The sequence below is a fragment of the Pseudomonas sp. 29 genome, from assembly GCF_002754355.1.
Taxonomy (GTDB): Bacteria; Pseudomonadota; Gammaproteobacteria; order Pseudomonadales; family Pseudomonadaceae; genus Aquipseudomonas; species Aquipseudomonas neuropathica.
This window is the reverse complement of record NZ_PEEY01000001.1, coordinates 1,821,379-1,837,491: the sequence shown is the minus strand read 5'-3', so window position 1 is coordinate 1,837,491 and position 16,113 is coordinate 1,821,379. Positions and strand designations below refer to the sequence as shown.

Annotated in this window: 13 protein-coding genes, 1 tRNA gene and 2 pseudogenes; 6 read left to right on the top strand and 10 right to left on the bottom strand. The window is 60.2% G+C overall.

Annotated elements, in window-relative coordinates; genetic code table 11:
• Positions 1–23: 23 nt before the first annotated feature.
• A complete protein-coding gene (locus CLU80_RS08490) occupies positions 24–1,442 on the bottom strand; it encodes a short-chain fatty acid transporter (protein ID WP_099757186.1) in 1,419 nt (472 codons plus the stop codon).
• 334 nt (positions 1,443–1,776) lie between these two features.
• Here CLU80_RS08490 and CLU80_RS08485 point away from each other — a divergent pair, with 334 nt between their 5' ends.
• The 5 genes and pseudogenes from CLU80_RS08485 to CLU80_RS08470 all read left to right on the top strand — a co-directional run bounded on the left by CLU80_RS08485 (position 1,777) and on the right by CLU80_RS08470 (position 5,997).
• Positions 1,777–3,090: an MFS transporter gene (locus CLU80_RS08485; protein WP_099759359.1), complete on the top strand. Its 1,314-nt coding sequence runs from the start codon at positions 1,777–1,779 to the stop codon at positions 3,088–3,090.
• Positions 3,066–3,983: pseudogene (locus CLU80_RS30630) on the top strand (PAS domain-containing protein); the annotation flags it as partial. The gene CLU80_RS08485 and the pseudogene CLU80_RS30630, both read left to right, overlap by 25 nt.
• Positions 3,963–4,523: a methyl-accepting chemotaxis protein gene (locus tag CLU80_RS30625; protein ID WP_371748318.1), complete on the top strand. Its 561-nt coding sequence runs from the start codon at positions 3,963–3,965 to the stop codon at positions 4,521–4,523. The pseudogene CLU80_RS30630 and the gene CLU80_RS30625, both read left to right, overlap by 21 nt.
• Positions 4,524–4,689: 166 nt before the next feature.
• Entirely contained in the window at positions 4,690–5,289 is a 600-nt protein-coding gene (locus CLU80_RS08475; protein WP_099757184.1) for a flavin reductase family protein, read from the top strand.
• Between the two features lie 75 nt (positions 5,290–5,364).
• Positions 5,365–5,997 (top strand): LysE family translocator, encoded by a 633-nt coding sequence (locus tag CLU80_RS08470; RefSeq protein WP_099757183.1) that lies wholly within the window; start codon positions 5,365–5,367, stop codon positions 5,995–5,997.
• A 23-nt stretch (positions 5,998–6,020) separates the two neighbouring features.
• Here the strand turns inward: CLU80_RS08470 and CLU80_RS08465 are convergent.
• The 3 genes and pseudogenes from CLU80_RS08465 to ggt form a co-directional block, all read right to left on the bottom strand.
• Positions 6,021–6,173, bottom strand: a pseudogene (locus CLU80_RS08465) (transcriptional regulator); the annotation flags it as partial.
• A 126-nt stretch (positions 6,174–6,299) separates the two neighbouring features.
• Positions 6,300–6,668 (bottom strand): DUF6124 family protein, encoded by a 369-nt coding sequence (locus tag CLU80_RS08460; RefSeq protein ID WP_099757182.1) that lies wholly within the window; start codon positions 6,666–6,668, stop codon positions 6,300–6,302.
• Between the two features lie 396 nt (positions 6,669–7,064).
• Positions 7,065–8,897, bottom strand: coding sequence for a gamma-glutamyltransferase (gene ggt, locus CLU80_RS08455; protein ID WP_099757181.1), 1,833 nt, complete (start codon positions 8,895–8,897; stop codon positions 7,065–7,067).
• Positions 8,898–9,164: 267 nt separating this feature from the next.
• Here ggt and CLU80_RS08450 point away from each other — a divergent pair, with 267 nt between their 5' ends.
• Positions 9,165–10,265: a DUF2817 domain-containing protein gene (locus CLU80_RS08450; protein WP_099757180.1), complete on the top strand. Its 1,101-nt coding sequence runs from the start codon at positions 9,165–9,167 to the stop codon at positions 10,263–10,265.
• 95 nt (positions 10,266–10,360) lie between these two features.
• On the opposite strand, the gene CLU80_RS08445 is transcribed toward CLU80_RS08450, so the two are convergent.
• The 6 genes from CLU80_RS08445 to CLU80_RS08420 all read right to left on the bottom strand — a co-directional run bounded on the left by CLU80_RS08445 (position 10,361) and on the right by CLU80_RS08420 (position 15,973).
• Positions 10,361–10,437 (bottom strand) — tRNA-Met (locus CLU80_RS08445).
• Between the two features lie 86 nt (positions 10,438–10,523).
• The gene (locus CLU80_RS08440; RefSeq protein ID WP_099757179.1) at positions 10,524–11,978 is read right to left on the bottom strand and encodes an amidase; all 1,455 of its coding nucleotides are present in this window, start codon (positions 11,976–11,978) and stop codon (positions 10,524–10,526) included.
• Positions 11,979–12,038: 60 nt separating this feature from the next.
• Entirely contained in the window at positions 12,039–13,085 is a 1,047-nt protein-coding gene (locus tag CLU80_RS08435; protein WP_093441473.1) for an ABC transporter substrate-binding protein, read from the bottom strand.
• Between the two features lie 27 nt (positions 13,086–13,112).
• Complete coding sequence (locus CLU80_RS08430; protein WP_099757178.1) at positions 13,113–13,919, bottom strand: ABC transporter permease; 807 nt, start codon at positions 13,917–13,919, stop codon at positions 13,113–13,115.
• Positions 13,919–14,839, bottom strand: a complete 921-nt coding sequence (locus tag CLU80_RS08425) for an ABC transporter permease (RefSeq protein ID WP_064120432.1) — start codon at positions 14,837–14,839, stop codon at positions 13,919–13,921. Before CLU80_RS08425 ends, CLU80_RS08430 begins: the two co-directional genes overlap by 1 nt.
• A 15-nt stretch (positions 14,840–14,854) precedes the next feature.
• Positions 14,855–15,973: an ABC transporter ATP-binding protein gene (locus tag CLU80_RS08420; protein ID WP_099757177.1), complete on the bottom strand. Its 1,119-nt coding sequence runs from the start codon at positions 15,971–15,973 to the stop codon at positions 14,855–14,857.
• Positions 15,974–16,113: the final 140 nt, after the last annotated feature.

The window sequence follows — 16,113 nt, the reverse complement described above, 5'->3', positions numbered from 1 at the left end:
ATCATGACTGCGCCCCGCTTGGGTTAAGGCATCACTGGCGGCGTATACGCCAGCGTCGTCCCCAACGCCCACAGCAACAGTAGCACCAGCGGCGTGTGCACCAGCAATTGCACAAAGGAGAATCCGATCAGGTCCCGCGCTTTCAGCCCGAGTACGCCGAGCAGCGGCAGCATGTAGAACGGGTTGATCAGGTTCGGCAGCGCTTCGGCCGCGTTGTAGATCTGCACTGCCCAGCCGAGGTGGTACTGCAGATCATTGGCGACCTGCATCACGTACGGCGCCTCGATAATCCACTTGCCGCCACCGGATGGAATGAAGAAACCGAGAATCGCCGAGTACACGCCCATCAACAGTGCATAAGTGTCGTGGGAGGCGATGCTGACGAAGAACGTTGAGATGTGGTGCGCCAGGGTTTGCGCATCGGCGCCTTTGACCGTGGTCATCAGCGCGGCAATCGAGCCGTACAGCGGGAACTGGATCAACACGCCTGTGGTGGTCGGCACGGCGCGGGCGACGGCATCGAGGAAACTGCGCGGCCGCCAGTGCAGCAAGGCGCCGAGCATGATGAACAGGAAGTTATAGGTGTTCAGCCCGGAAATCGCGGTGATCGCCGGTTTGGTTGAAAACTCATGGAACAGCCATCCCGCTGCCAACAGCACCAGCACGATGATCAGCAGCGGACTGTGTTCCAGCCATTCACCCGGACGCGTACGCGGTTGCAGCGGTGGCAGGTTGAAGGCCGGGTCGATGCCACAGGCCTTGGCGTCGCGCGCCGAATTCGGCCCGGGGGCGGTGGCGTAGGCGATGATGATCGAGATCACTATCAGCGCCAGCAACATCACGCCGGACTGCCAGAGGAAAATCGTTTCAGTGAATGGAATCACCCCGGTGATCGACAGGATCGACGGCGGCAGGCTGGCGGGGTTGGCCTGCAACTGTGCAGCCGACGACGACAAGCCCAACGCCCACACCGCGCCAAGGCCCAGATAAGCTGCAGCACCGGCGGCGCGGTAATCCATTTTCAGATCAGTGCGGCGGGCGAGGGCGCGCACCAGCAAACCGCCGAACACCAGCGACAGGCCCCAATTGAGCAGGGACGCAACCATTGAGATCAACGCGACCCAGGCCACGGCGGAACGGCCGTTTTTCGGGATCCGCGCCAGCCGGTCAATCAGTTTTACAGCGGGCGGCGAACTGGCGACTACATAGCCGCCGATTACCACGAAGGCCATTTGCATGGTGAACGGGATCAGGCTCCAGAAGCCGTCACCAAACGCCATCGCCGCATCGGTGGGTTTCGCGCCCATGGCCAGGGTGGCCAGGGCGACGATGATCACGGCCAGCGCGGCGAAAACCCAGGAATCGGGAAACCAGCGTTCGGCAAAGCTTGAACAGCGCAGGGCAAAGCGCGCAGAGCGGCTATCTTCGATATCAACGGCCACAGGAAGTACCTCGGATTTTTTATGGTTATTTTTGATCCGGCAGGCGAAACGCAGATCTCCTGTAGGAGTGAGCCTGCTCGCGATGGCATCGGCACGTTCAACATGGAGGTGACAGACACACCGCTATCGCGAGCAGGCTCACTCCTACAAGGTTCCCGGCTCGGCTCGAGGTCGGTGGGTTTCACCTGGCAGGACAGGCTTCAACAGTAAATCAAGCGAAGACGATTTGTGAGCAGGTTTTGCAAAACCGGGACTATGGTCTAACGGGTTGTCCATCCGCGCATTTGCGTAGACCATGGGCGCCTTGGTTTTTTGCCTGCCAGAGTTCTTTGCCATGACCGCCCAATCCACGGCCAAACCCTTGCCGTTCAGCCGCTCCGACTACAAGACCCTCGGCCTTGCGGCCCTTGGCGGGGCGCTGGAGATTTACGATTTCATCATTTTCGTATTCTTCGCCCTGACCCTCAGTCAGTTGTTTTTCCCGCCGGAAATGCCTGAGTGGCTGCGTCTGCTGCAAAGCTTCGGGATCTTTGTCACCGGCTACCTGGCGCGGCCGCTGGGCGGGATCCTGATGGCGCATTTCGCCGACAGACTCGGGCGCAAGAAAGTCTTCAGCCTGAGCATCCTGATGATGGCGCTGCCGTGCCTGCTGATCGGGATCATGCCGACCTATGCCCAGATCGGTTATTTCGCGCCGCTGCTGTTGCTGGCGCTGCGCATCCTGCAGGGCGCGGCGGTTGGCGGGGAGGTGCCGAGTGCCTGGGTGTTTGTCGCCGAGCACGCACCGGCCGGCCATCGTGGTTACGCGTTGGGCTTTTTGCAGGCCGGGCTGACCTTCGGTTATCTGATCGGCGCGTTGACTGCGACGTTCCTCGCGCAAGTCTTCACCCCGGCGGAAATCCTCGATTACGCCTGGCGCTATCCGTTCCTGCTCGGTGGTGTGTTCGGCGTGATCGGCGTTTACCTGCGGCGCTGGTTGAGCGAAACCCCGGTGTTCATGGCCATGGAAGCGCAGCGCGAGGCGCGGGTTGAACTGCCGCTGCGCACGGTGCTTCGCGAGCATCGATTGGCGATGCTGCCGGCGATGCTTTTGACGTGCGTGCTGACTTCGGCGGTGGTGGTATTCGTCGTCATCACCCCGACCATGATGCAGAAAACCTTCGGCATGACCGCCAGCCACACCTTCGCCCTCAGCGCATTGGGCATCGTCTTCCTCAATATCGGCTGTGTGATTGCCGGTCTGTTGGTTGATCGCCTCGGTGCCTGGCGCACGGTCATGCTCTACAGTCTGCTGCTGCCATTGGGTATCGGTGTGCTTTATGGCTGCCTGATCAGCGGTGGCGAGTGGATTGGCATTGCGTATGCCATTGCTGGTCTGGCGTGCGGTGTCGTCGGCGCTGTGCCATCGGTGATGGTCGGCTTGTTCCCCGCGCGTATCCGTGTGTCCGGCATTTCCTTCACCTACAACATTGCCTACGCGGCGTGGGCGAGCATTACACCGCTGTTGCTGATCGGCCTGATGCCGTGGAGTCCGTGGATCTGTGTGATGTTCTGCGCGGTGATGGGCGTTGTGGGGCTATTGACGGCAGCGTATTTTGGCTCGCGAATGCCGCGCACAGGACAATGTCAGGTGGCCGGAGCTGCCTGACAGCGTGCGCTCGAACTATTTTTGACCGACGGGTCGCAAACGCTCTTCAGAAAAGCTTTTCAAGGCCGATGGCTAGGCTGTATCCCGCTTTCTATCCTGCCCATCGGTACTTTCCCATGTTCAACAAACGCCTGAAGCAAGAGCTGGCCGCTCTTCGTGAAGAACTCTCCAGCCTTGTGCAGGTGAAGGAAAGCCTGGAAAGCGAGATGCTGGTGCTGTGCCTGGAACCTGACGGGCGCATTCAATCGGTCAACCAGAACTTCCTTACCGAGATGCTCTACAAGAGCCAGGACCTGATCGGTCGAGCGATTGAAGATATCGTCCCGGCCCACGTAAAGACCGACGAATTCCATCACCGCTTCAAAAACGCCATGACCCGCGGCGAGCATTTCGCCGGTGCCGTGCGCCTGTTGCGCGGCAATGGTGAGGAGGCGTGGCTGCGTTCGATCGTGCAACCGGTGCGTTCTTCGGACGGGCGGATCAAGCACATTTCGCTTTACGCCAGCGACCTGACCCGCACCATCGAAGCCTCGCGTGAACACGAAAACCTGATCGGTGCGCTGGTGCGTTCGACGGCGGTAATCGAGTTCGACCTTAACGGTAATGTGCTCAACGCCAACGATCGCTTTCTCAGCGGCATGGGTTACAGCCTGGCGCAGATCAAGGGCAAACATCACCGCATGTTTTGCACGCCGGAGGAATACAACAGCACCGAGTACCAGAACTTCTGGCGACGTCTGAACAACGGCGAATTCGTGGCTAACCGCTTCAAACGTGTCGACAGTCATGGTCGTACGGTCTGGCTGGAGGCATCCTACAACCCGGTGGTCGATGCCAACGACAAACTCTACAAAGTGGTGAAGTTCGCCACGGTGATCACCGATCAGGTCAACCGCGAGCAAGCCGTCGCCGACGCGGCGAGCATTGCCTACAGCACCTCGCAGCAAACCGACAGCACCGCCCAGCGCGGTACCACGGTGGTGACTGAAGCGGTAAACGTAATGCGAGATCTGTCGCGACATATGCAAGCCGCCGGTGAGGGTATCGAAGCACTCAACGAGCAGTCGCAGGTGATCGGCACCATCGTCAAAACCATCAGCGGCATTGCCGAACAGACCAACCTGCTGGCGCTCAATGCTGCCATCGAAGCGGCCCGTGCCGGCGAGCAGGGCCGTGGTTTTGCGGTGGTGGCCGACGAGGTGCGCCAACTGGCCTCGCGTACCAGTCAGGCGACCGAAGAGATTGTCACCGTGGTGCGGCAGAACCAGGAAATGGCGCGCAATGCGGTGGCGCTGATGACCGACGGCAAGCTCCAGGCCGAACAGGGCCTGGCGCTGGCGGCAGAGGCGGGCACGGTGATTGTCGAGATTCAGGACGGTGCGCAGAAAGTCGTGAATGCTGTCGGCCAGTTTGCCAACCAACTCTCCCACTGACCTGCACTGGTCCCATGTGGGAGCGAGCCTGCTCGCGAAGGCGTCAGTTCACTCAGCAGTGCTGTTGACTGACACACCGCTTTCGCGAGCAAGCTCGCTCCCACAGGTTCTGTGTTTCTTCAGTGGCAGCGCTACAATCGGCTCCTTTTCCCCCGGAGCAGATCCCATGAGCGATTCCCACCGCCGCCCGGTGCCCCTGAACAAAGCCTACCGTTTGCTCAACCACGGGCCGACCGTGCTGGTCAGCGCCGCTCACGACGGCCAGCGCAACATCATGGCTGCCGCTTGGGCCATGCCGCTGGATTTCGAGCCACCGAAAGTCGCCGTCGTCCTCGATAAATCCACCTGGACCCGCCAGTTGCTCGAAGCGTCCGGCACCTTCGTGCTCAACGTCCCGTGCGTCAATCAGGCCGACATCGTGCAAACCGTTGGCAATACGTCGGGCCTGGACATCACTCAAACCCAAGGGCAAGACAAGTTTCAGGCCTATGGTTTGCAGACTTTTGCCGGTGAACAAGTCGAAGCGCCGCTGCTTGACGGCTGCGTCGCATGGCTGGAATGCCGCTTGCTGCCTGAGCCGCGCAATCACGAGCAATACGACCTGTTCCTCGCCGAAGTCCTCGCCGCCCACGCCGATGAACGCGTATTCAGCGAAGGGCGCTGGCATTTCGAAGGGCATGACGGTTTGCGCACCTTGCACCACGTGGCGGGCGGGCATTTCCTGAAGATTGGTGATGCGGTGGATGGCAAGACGCTAGCGGTCTGAATGGCGGCTGATGGCAAAACATTGCCGGATGTTGCAAGGTAGAGGGCATCGTCGAACCGATCAGGCGCATGCCCCATGGATCTTTCCCTTTCAAGTTATCTGGCGCCGCTGTTGTCGTTGGCCCTGTTATGGACGGTGGCCGTGGTCACGCCCGGCCCGAATTTCTTCAACATCGCGCAACTGGCGGTCAGCCGTTCCCGCCGCCACGGTGTCGTCGCGGCACTCGGCGTGGCCAGCGGGACCGTGGTGTGGGGGCTGGCGGGTGGCCTGGGCATTCAGTCACTGTTCAGTGCCGCGCCGACGCTGTACCTGAGCTTCAAGATTGCCGGTGGCTGCTACCTGATCTACCTCGGGCTCAAGCAGTTCAAGCGCAAGGCGCCGATTGTCGCGGGCACGCTGGATGACTCGCAGCAAACGTTGCTCGGCGCTTACTGGCGGGGCTTTCTGGGCAACATGACCAATCCCAAATCGGCGTTATTCGTCGCCACCGTCTTCGCCACCGCCATGCCGGCTCACATCCCGCCACTGTTGCTGGCGCTGGCGGTGCTGACCATGGCGACGTTGTCGTTCAGTTGGTATTGCTGCGTGGCGCTGTTCTTCGCCAGTCGGCGGATCGCCGGTGTGTATGAGCGGTCAAGGCAATGGCTGGATCGGCTCGCGGGTGGATGCTATCTGTTGTTTGGTGCGCATCTGGTGGCGAATCGCTGAGCCATAGATTTTGGATGGGAAAGCTGTGTGGCCTCGTAGGCTTCGATAAGGCTGATCATGATGTCGAAGTGATCGCCTTCAGCAGTGCCCGGTACTGGCTCGTTGTCGAAAAGTGCAGACACGTTCTTAAGCGCCGCACGATAGTCGTCTTCGTTATGAATCGGGCGTACTTTCATGGATTACTCCACTTCAAAGGAGTCCGCCTAATAGGGCTAAAAGGGACACCAGGTTTATTCCGGGCAACGCCAGGAAATAAGAATCCGATGCCTGCACGGCATCGGATTTTTTATGCATTGCGAAAACTACGTAACCGGCTGAACGTTATCCAGCGCCTGATTCACCGCCAGCTCACTCAGCATGACGATTTGTGCGATACCCAGCGCGGTCTTGCGGTGCGCGCTATCCAGCACAGCGGCGAAATTGTTGAGCATCTCGGTGACCGAGCCCAGGGTTTCGCTGGCATTGGCCAGCAGGGATTCGGTGTCGTACACCGGGTTGGCGAGGTACATGGGTTCAGCTACGCGGGTGGACGCCATGATGTGAATGGTCGGTTTGAGGTAGTGGTCGAGGGCGCGGTCGGCCGCTTCGTTGAGTTTTTTGCTGTCGATGGTTGCGTACGGGGATGTTGGGTCGGTGTTTGTTTCGGGGGGATTGGGTGTTGGTTTTTTCATGGTGTTCTCCGATCAGGATTGGAGCTGGCCGATTCGGTTTCCGAACGAATAGGTGGCAGCTGTACGCAGGTTGGAAACCCGGGGAACGGAGAACCCGGTTGACCCGAAGGTCTCCCGCGCACAGCCGCCATAACGGAGTGCACACCATGAAGGTGCGCAAGGATACGTTATGAAAGGCGCTTGTGCGCTCGGTTCTACTCGGGGTTTCCAATCCCGGTCACTGAATTGGCAGCGACGAGTACAGGCTAGAGAGCTGACGTCCGACGGACAACCTGAAAACCTTGTGGGACGGTTCTCTGTTTACCTCGCAGTTTTTAAACATCCCGATTTGAAATACGCAGTGTGCTAAGCAAAAGGCCTACCTCCCGGTAAGCCTTTTTTGTTTGCGTCCTAGCCTCAATCCCCCAACGCTTCGCCTTCACGCCGTGGATCCGCGCCACCCTCCAACGACGCTTTCCCCTGCGCATCCTTGACCCGCACGATGGCCTGGGTGCCGCTGGTCATGTCGATTTCATTCACCGCGTGGCCCTTGTCTTTCAGTGCCTGAATCAGCGCCGGGCTGAACTGGCCTTGTTCCAGTTCGGTCGGGCCATTGCGGCTGCCGAAGTTGGGCAGGCTGATGGCGCTTTGCGGGTCGAGGTTCCAGTCGAGCAGGCCGACGGTGGTTTTCGCCACGTACTCGATGATTTGCGAACCGCCCGGCGAGCCGACGCTGGCGAGGAATTCGCCGCTGTGGCGATCGAAGATCAGCGTCGGGGCCATCGACGAGCGTGGGCGCTTACCGGGTTCGACGCGGTTGGCGACTTTCTGGCCGTTCTCTTCGGGGATGAACGAGAAGTCGGTCATCTGGTTGTTCAGCAAGAAACCTTGAACCATCAGGTGTGAACCGAATGCGGCTTCGATGGTGGTGGTCATCGACACCGCGCCGCCGAGGTCATCCACCGCGACCACTTGCGAGGTGGAGATGCGCAGCGGCGAACGGTCCGGTGCGTAGGCGACCTGCACACCCGGTGGCGTGCCCGGTTTAGCGCTGCCCATGCTGCGTTCGCCGATCAGGCTGGCGCGGCTGGCCAGATAACCCGGGTCGACCAGGCCTTTGACCGGCACTGGCACGAAGTCGGTGTCGGCGACGTATTGCGCGCGGTCGGCGTAGGCAAGACGCTCGGCCTCGGCGATCAGATGCACGGCTTGCGGATCCGGTTCAATGCCGGCCGGTTTATCGGTCTTCAGCGGTTTGAGCGGCGTCAGGGAAAGACGTGGATCGCGGGTTTCCAGCGCCTGCAACGTGCCGAGAATCTGCGCCACGGCGATCCCGCCCGACGACGGTGGCGGCATGCCGCAGACCTGCCAGCGTTTGTAATCGGTGCACAGCGGCGCACGTTCCTTGGCCTGATAGCGCTGCAGATCGTTCAGCGACAGGCTGCCGGGGTTGGCGTGGCCCTGCACCTTGGCGACGATTTCTTCAGCGATCGGGCCTTTGTACAACGCATCCGGGCCTTCGTTGGCAATGCGTTTGAGCACTGCGGCCAGAGCCGGGTTTTGCAGGCGCGTGCCGACGGCTTTGACGCTGCCATCGGTGTTGAGGAAGTACTTGGCCATATCCGGCGACTGGCGGATGACTGGATCTGATTCCAGCAGCGAGTGCAAACGCGCAGATATCGCAAAGCCTTGCTCGGACAGTTTGATCGCCGGTTCAAACAGCTTCGCCCACGGCAGGCGACCGTGTTGTTTATGTGCCATCTCCAGCGCGCGCAACACGCCCGGTGTACCGACCGAACGACCGCCGATCTGCGCCTGCGGGAACGACATAGGCTGGCCATCGGCACGCAAGAACAGCTTCTCGGTGGCTCCGGCCGGTGCGGTTTCGCGGCCGTCATACGTGCGCACCTGTTTACCGTCCCACAACACGATCATCGCGCCTCCGCCGATCCCGGAAGACTGCGGCTCAACCAGCGTCAGCACCGCTTGCATCGCAATCGCCGCATCAATCGCCGAACCGCCCTGACGCAGCATCTCCCGACCGGCCTCGGCGGCCAGTGGATTGGCAGCGGCGGCCATGTGTTGGCTGGCGTGACGGGTTTGCAGATCGGTGCGGTAACCGGACGCGGCTTCCGGTGCAAGCGGCAAGGTTGAGGAGGGCGGGGCGTTGCAGGCGGTGAGGGTCAGGGCGCTGATGATCAGCGTCAGGGCTGGCAGGCGCAAGCGGCTCAAGGGCAAGGCTGAAAACACGCGGGCTCTCCGTCCGTGGGATAAAAGTCTCAGGGACTTTATCGACCGCCCGGTCGCGACGCAAACCGATGGGCATTTTTGTCTTTCTTTTCGGGGCGGATGTTCGCTAGGGTCAACCGCAAATTTATGGAGCACCAACATCCCCTGTAGGAGTGAGCCTGCTCGCGATAGCGGCATTACGGCCAACATCAGTGTTGACTGAACCACCGCTATCGCGAGCAGGCTCACTCCTACAGGTAAAGGCATAAAAATCACAAGAGGCCAGGCATGCACAGCGAGTTCCCCACCAAATCCAGCTACCACGATCAACGCGAACAGTTCATCGCCGCCGCCAATGCCGCCGGTGCCGCGCTCACCTCCTACGCACATCCACGCTGCGGGCCATTCGGCGAACCGCTGAGCACCGACGTCGCCGTGCTCGGCGATCCGCTGGCCAAGCGCCGGCTGGTAGCGCTCAGCGGTACCCACGGAGTCGAGGGCTATTACGGCTCGGATTGCCAGATCGAATGGCTGAAAACCTTCGCACCCGGATCGCTGCCCAAGGATGTCGCAGTGGTGATGGTGCACCTGATCAACCCATGGGGTACGGCGTGGTTCCGCCGGGTCAACGAAGACAACATCGACCTCAACCGCAATCACCTCGATTTCACAGGACCCTTACCGGATAACCGCGCGTACGCGGCACTGCATGAAATCTACGCCTGCACCGATCTGCATGGCCCCGAGCGCCAACGCGCGGATGCCTTGCTCGATGCGCAGATCAACGAACACGGCTGGCCGGCAGTAATGTCGATTGTCGAGGGCGGTCAGCACAGTCATCCCGATGGACTGTTTTACGGTGGCCGCGCGCCGAGCTGGTCGAATCGCACCTTGCATCAAATCATCGACGCGCATCTGGCGGGAGCGGAAACCGTGATGTGCTTCGACCTGCACACCGGCGCCGGCGAGTACGGTCATCCGATGTTGCTGACCATCACCCAGGCGCCTTACCCGGCACTCGCGCAGGCCCAGGCAATTTATGGCCCATGGCTTTACACGCTGCACACCGGCGCCGACACCTTGAGCGAAACCGGAGTGGCCGCGACTGCCACCGGTTACACCTCACAGGCGTTGCTTAATGCATTGCCGGACGTGCAATTGATGCCGTTCGTGATCGAGTGCGGGACGTATCCGGGGCCGGCTGTGCATCGGCATTTACGTGATGACCATTGGCTGCATTTGCACGGTGATCCGCTGGATGCGGTAGGGCGTGAGATCAAACTGAATCTGCTCGAGCAGTTCTATCCGGCTGATCCGGATTGGCGAGCAATGGTCGGTTTGCGCACGCGGCAGATCTGGGTGAAAGGGTTGGCGGCGCTGACAGGCTGAAAACCAGATGAGGGGAGAAATCCCCCATCACGAAATCGCACTTTTCTCGAAGCATAAAAAAACGGCCTACCTTTCGGTAAGCCGTTTTTAGTACTTGGTGGCTACACAGGGACTTGAACCCCGGACCCCAGCATTATGAATGCTATGCTCTAACCAACTGAGCTATGTAGCCAAGTGGCGCGCATTATTCCCCTGAAATGGAAAAGCGTCAAGCGTAAATTTAAAAGTTTTTTCTACGCTTTCAACCGTTTATCAAAATCACCGACTCAGCAGCGGCGAAGGGCAGCGTTGGAACCAGCGGCTGGCCTGCTCATAAGCGTGCGCCAATTGCAGGACAGCGAAGTCGGCCTGGTGCTTGCCGATGATTTGCAGCCCCATCGGTAAACCGTCCGAATTGAACCCCGCCTGAACATTGGCGACCGGGCAACCCGACAACGTGCCGGGGATGACCACCTCCATCCAGCGGTGATAGGTGTCCATCGCCACGCCTTCGATAGACGTTGGCCACGGCTGGGTTTTATCGAAAGGGAACACTTGGGCGCTGGGCAGCAGCAGGTAATCGTACTTTTCGAACAGCCGAGAAATCGCCCGATACCAATCGCTGCGCATCACGGAGGCGGCGAACACTTCACTGGCCGATAGCTTCAAACCGTTTTCCACTTCCCAGATCGCTTCCGGTTTCAGCAATGCGCGTTTCTGCGGATCGGCATACGTCGCGCCCAGCGACCCCGCGACCATCCAGTGCCGCAACGTCCGCCAACTGCTCCACAGCCGCTCAGGCGCGAAATCCGGCTGAACGGACTCAACGTGGCAGCCGAGGCTTTCAAAGTCGGCAAAGGTCTTCTCACACAGCGACAGAACGCCGTTCTCCATCGGCAGATAACCGTTGAAGTCGCCCAGCCAACCCAACCGCGAGCCCTTGAAATCACGCTCCAACGGCGCCGCAAACGCTTCACCGGATTCAGCGATGGACAACGGCGCCCGCGCATCGCCGCCAGCCTGCACCGACAACAGCAACGCCGCATCCTTCACGCTGCGCGCCATCGGCCCTTCATAACCGAGCTGATCAAAAAACAGATCCGCGCTGTCATCGAACGGCACTCGCCCCTGCGACGGGCGAAACCCAAAGATGTTGTTGAACGCCGCCGGATTACGCAGCGAACCCATCATGTCGCTGCCATCCGCCACCGGCACCAGATGCATCGCCAGTGCCGCCGCCGCGCCGCCACTGCTGCCGCCCGCAGTTTTGCTCGAGTCATACGCGCAAGCGGTGGCGCCAAACAACGGGTTGTAACTTTGCGAGCCGAGGCCGAATTCCGGGGTGTTGGTCTTGCCGATGATGATCGCGCCGGCCGCCTTGATCCGCTCGACCATGATGCCGTCGCGATCAGGCACAAAATCCTTGTACAGCGGCGACCCCAGCGTGGTGCGAATACCTTGGGTCAGCGACAGATCCTTGATCGCGTGAGGCAAGCCATGCATCCAGCCACGGTACTCGCCGCGCGCCAGTTCGGCATCGCGCTCATTGGCCTGAGCCAGCAGATGTTCCGGCGATTGCAGGCTGATCAGCGCATTGACCAACGGATTGAAACGTTCGATATGGGCAAGATAAGTCTGCATCACTTCCCGGCAGGACACCTGGCGCAGGCGGATGCGGTCGGCGAGCGCGTGGGCCTGCAACAGGACCAGTTCGCTGATGTTATTAGAGTTCATTGCAAGCGGCCTTTCAGACGGCTGGAAAAGCGCCCCGCCAGTGCGACGGGGCGGTAAAGATCAACGCATCAGGTTGGTCCAGAGACGGTCGGCGAGGCGGATCGCGCCTTCGCCGCAGGTCTTGCTGAACACCACGTTAGTGCCCTCGGGAATGTGCAATTCCGGCGCGTCCTTGAGCGCCGCGTCGAGGAACGGTTCGACGCCTTTGATCGGGCTCTGGTGCTTGAGGAAGTTCTGCGTCATCGCCGAGTTTTCCGGCTGGCTGAGGAAGGCGATGAACGCCTTGGCATTCGCCGGATTCTTGCTGCCGGTAGGGATGACCATATTGTCGACCCAGGCCAGCACGCCTTCTTTCGGGTAGAGGTATTTCAGCGTCGGTTTCATCTCGCGGGCGCGCATCGACGAGCCGCCCCAGAACATCGACATGTCGATTTCACCCGAGGCAAGATTCTCGCGAATCGAGCCGGCCTTGGAGCTGTAGGTTTTCACGAACGGCTTCTGTGCCTTGAGCAAAGTCAGCACTTGCTGCATCTGTTTCGGGTCTTCGCTGCACAGCGGAATGTTCAGATAGAGGCTGGCCATGTCGACCATGTCGCTGACCGAGTCGAACATGTTGATACGCCCCTGCAATTCTGCTGGCGGCTCATACAAAACCTTGTAGCTGTCGGCCGGGCCTTTGTAGCGCGCCGAGTCCAGCACGACGCTGGTGGTGCCCCAAATGAATGGCACCGAATACGCGCCCTCCGGGTCCCAGCTCGGTTTTTTCAGGTTATCCACAACGCTGGCGTAGTAGGGTTCCTTGACCGGGTCGAAGCGCTCGAGCAGATTTTCCTTGATCAGGATCGGCACGAACTGGTGCGACGGAATCGCCACGTCATAACCGGCGCCGCCCTGTTTCAGTTTCGCCAGCAGCGTCTCGTTGGAGTCATAGGAATCGACGGTGACCTCGATGCCGGTCTGCTTCTGGAACTTGGCGAGAATCTCCGGCGAAAAGTAGCCGCTCCAGCTCACTACGTTGAGTTTTTCGGCGGCCTGAACACTGCCCATCATCGCCAGCGGCACAGTCAGAAACAACGAAGTGCCAACGCTTTTTATCCACTTGCTCATGCTATTTCCCCACAGGTCGTAGAAGGTTCAGGCGTTCTTTTTGCCCAACAGGTAAGAGAGGCTGACGAACAGCACCGAGACGCCGAGGATCAGCGTCGACACGGCGTTGACGTCGGGTGTCACGCCCATCCGTAGCAGGCCGAAAATGAAGATCGGCAGGGTCGTCGTGCCGGCCTGCGAGACCATCATCGAGATCACGAAGTTATCCAGCGAGACGATGAAGGCCAGCATCAGCCCGGAGAAAATCCCCGGCATCAGCAGCGGCAAAGTGACTTTGCGAAAGGTGCGCCACGGGCCGGCGTAGAGGTCGGCGGAGGCTTGTTCCAGCGACAGGTCCATGTCGTTCAGTCGTGCCCGAATCGGCAGGTAGGCGAAGGGAATGCAGAACACCGTGTGCGCGATGATCAGGTTGCCGTAACCCAGCGACAGACCGATGGTGGAGAACAGCGCCAGCGTCGCCACACCGACGACAATTTCTGGCAAAACCAGCGGCAACATGATCGCGCCCATCGACAAGTGCAGGCCCTTGAACTTGGCGCCGCGCGAGGTGCCGAGGGCGGCGAGGGTGGCAATCACCGTGGCGATCATGCTTGCGCAGACGGCGATCAATAGGCTGTTGCCAGCGGCCTGGCGCAGGGCCTGATTGGCGAACGCGGCGCGATACCAATCGAGGCTGAATCCGGTCCACACCGTCGCCGATTGGTTGGCATTGAAGGAGAACACCACCAGCACCACGATCGGCGCATACAGGTACAGATAGAATAGAAAACTGAAGCCGCCGAAACCGGGGAAGTCCTGCACGCCCAGGCCTTTGCGTTTGAATAATGCAAGCATCACGCACCTCCTTTGGCGATGCGCTGGCGCTCGGCGCGCAGGGCATACACGGTCAGCACCAGCATCACGGCGGCCATCAGCACCAGCGACAACGCTGCACCAAACGGCCAGTTACGCGCATCGCTGAACTGCCGGAAGATCAGGTTGCCGAGCATCATTCGCGTGCCGCCACCGAGCAGTTCCGGGGCGATCATCGCGCCCAGGCACGGTACAAAAGTGAGGATCGCGCCGGCGAGAATTCCCGGTTTGGCGATGGGCAAAACCACTTTGCGCAAGGTGCGTATGCGTCCGGCGTAGAGATCCTGCGCGGCTTCGAGCAGGCGGATGTCCATCTTTTCCAGCGTCGCGTAGATCGGCAAAACCACGAATGGCGCATAGGTGTAAACCAGCCCCAGCAGCACCGCGCCGTCGGTGTAGAGCAACTGCAACGGTTCGTGGATAACGCCCATGCCCATCAGGCTGTTGTTGATCACCCCGGTGTTGCGCAGCAGCAGAATCCACGCGTAAGTGCGGATCAGCAGGTTGGCCCAGAACGGCACGGTGATCAGAAAGATCAGCAAGCCACGGCGATGCGCCGGTTGCATGGCCAGCCACACAGCCACCGGAAAACCGATCAACAACGTGATGATCGTGGTCAGCCCGGCAATGCCGATCGAGCGCAGGGCGATGATCAAATACGAGTCGGCAAACGCGAGGCTGTCGTCCAGTTGCCGCTCGAACAGCAGTGAGGTATAGGCGTCGCTGCTGAAGACTTTGTTGACCCCGCCGTAGGGGTTGGCCTCCATCAGCGAATAGCCGATGACGATCAGAATCGGCACCAGCAGAAACAGGCCGATGGCGATCAGCGCCGGGCTGACCCCGAGGAAGCTCTGGAAAGCCTTGCGGCGTTCCAGCGTGTTAGCAATCGGTAAGGCGTGCATGGCAATTCCTCCGGCTCAATCGTGCAGGACGCTGGCGCTTCCACGGTCGAACAACAGACCGGCCTGAGAGCCGACGGCAAAGCGCAGGCTCTGGTCGACGCAGTTGGGTGTACGCACGGTGAGGCGCGAACCGTCGCTGAGGCTGACCTGATATTGCAGATCGGTGCCGAGATAGATCTGCGCTTCGATCCGGCACGGCAGCGCGTTTTCGGTAGCCGCTGGTACCAGATGCAGACGCTCAGGTCGAACCGACAAGGTGACATTGGCGCCGACCTGCACATCGCTGCACGGTTGCGCCGGCAATGGATGACCCGCCGGGCCGGCGAACCACGCCTGACCGTTTTCCACGCGAGTGACAGTGCCTTCAATGAAATTGGTTTCGCCGATGAAATCGGCGACGAAGCGATTGCGCGGACGTTCGTAGATGTCTTCCGGGCTTCCGACCTGCTGCACTTCGCCTTCGGAGAGCACGGCAATGCGGTCGGACATGGTCAGCGCTTCTTCCTGGTCGTGGGTGACGAAGATGAAGGTAATGCCGGTCTTGGCCTGGATGGTTTTCAACTCTTCGCGCATCGCCTGACGCAGCTTGAGGTCGAGTGCCGACAGTGGCTCATCGAGCAGCAACACTTTCGGATGCGGTGACAAAGCGCGGGCGAGGGCGACACGTTGTTGCTGGCCGCCAGAGAGTTGCGCCGGCTTGCGATTGGCGAAGCGCTCCATCTGCACCAGCGCCAACATCTCGCTCACGCGCTCGGCGATTTGCGCCTTGCTGAGGACTTTGCCCATTGGGTGCGATTCGAGGCCGAAGGCCAGATTCTCGGCGATGGTCATGTGCGGGAACAGCGCGTAATGCTGGAACACCGTGTTGACCGGACGCTGGAACGGCGGGCGATCAGCGATGTTTTCGCCGTAGAGCAGGATCTCGCCTTCGGTGGGAAATTCGAAACCGGCGATCATCCGCAGCAGCGTGGTCTTGCCGCAGCCGGAAGGGCCGAGAAGGGTGAAGAATTCGTTGTCGCGAATGTCCAGGTCGATGCTTTTCAGCGCCACCGGACCGGTCTGCGGATCACCGTAAACCTTGCGCACCGAGCGGATCGAGACCGCCAGCGTTTGCAGCGAATGCAGGGCATTCATGCGTTACCTCCGATTCCCCCATCGCCTGTGACTCGCTTTGCAAAGCGTTGCCGTCGGGCCATGGATATTATTTTTTTGGGCAGGATCGAGATTGCGTTCGGGTGTGAAACCAGCTGTTTTTTTGTTCTGCTGTGGCTCGA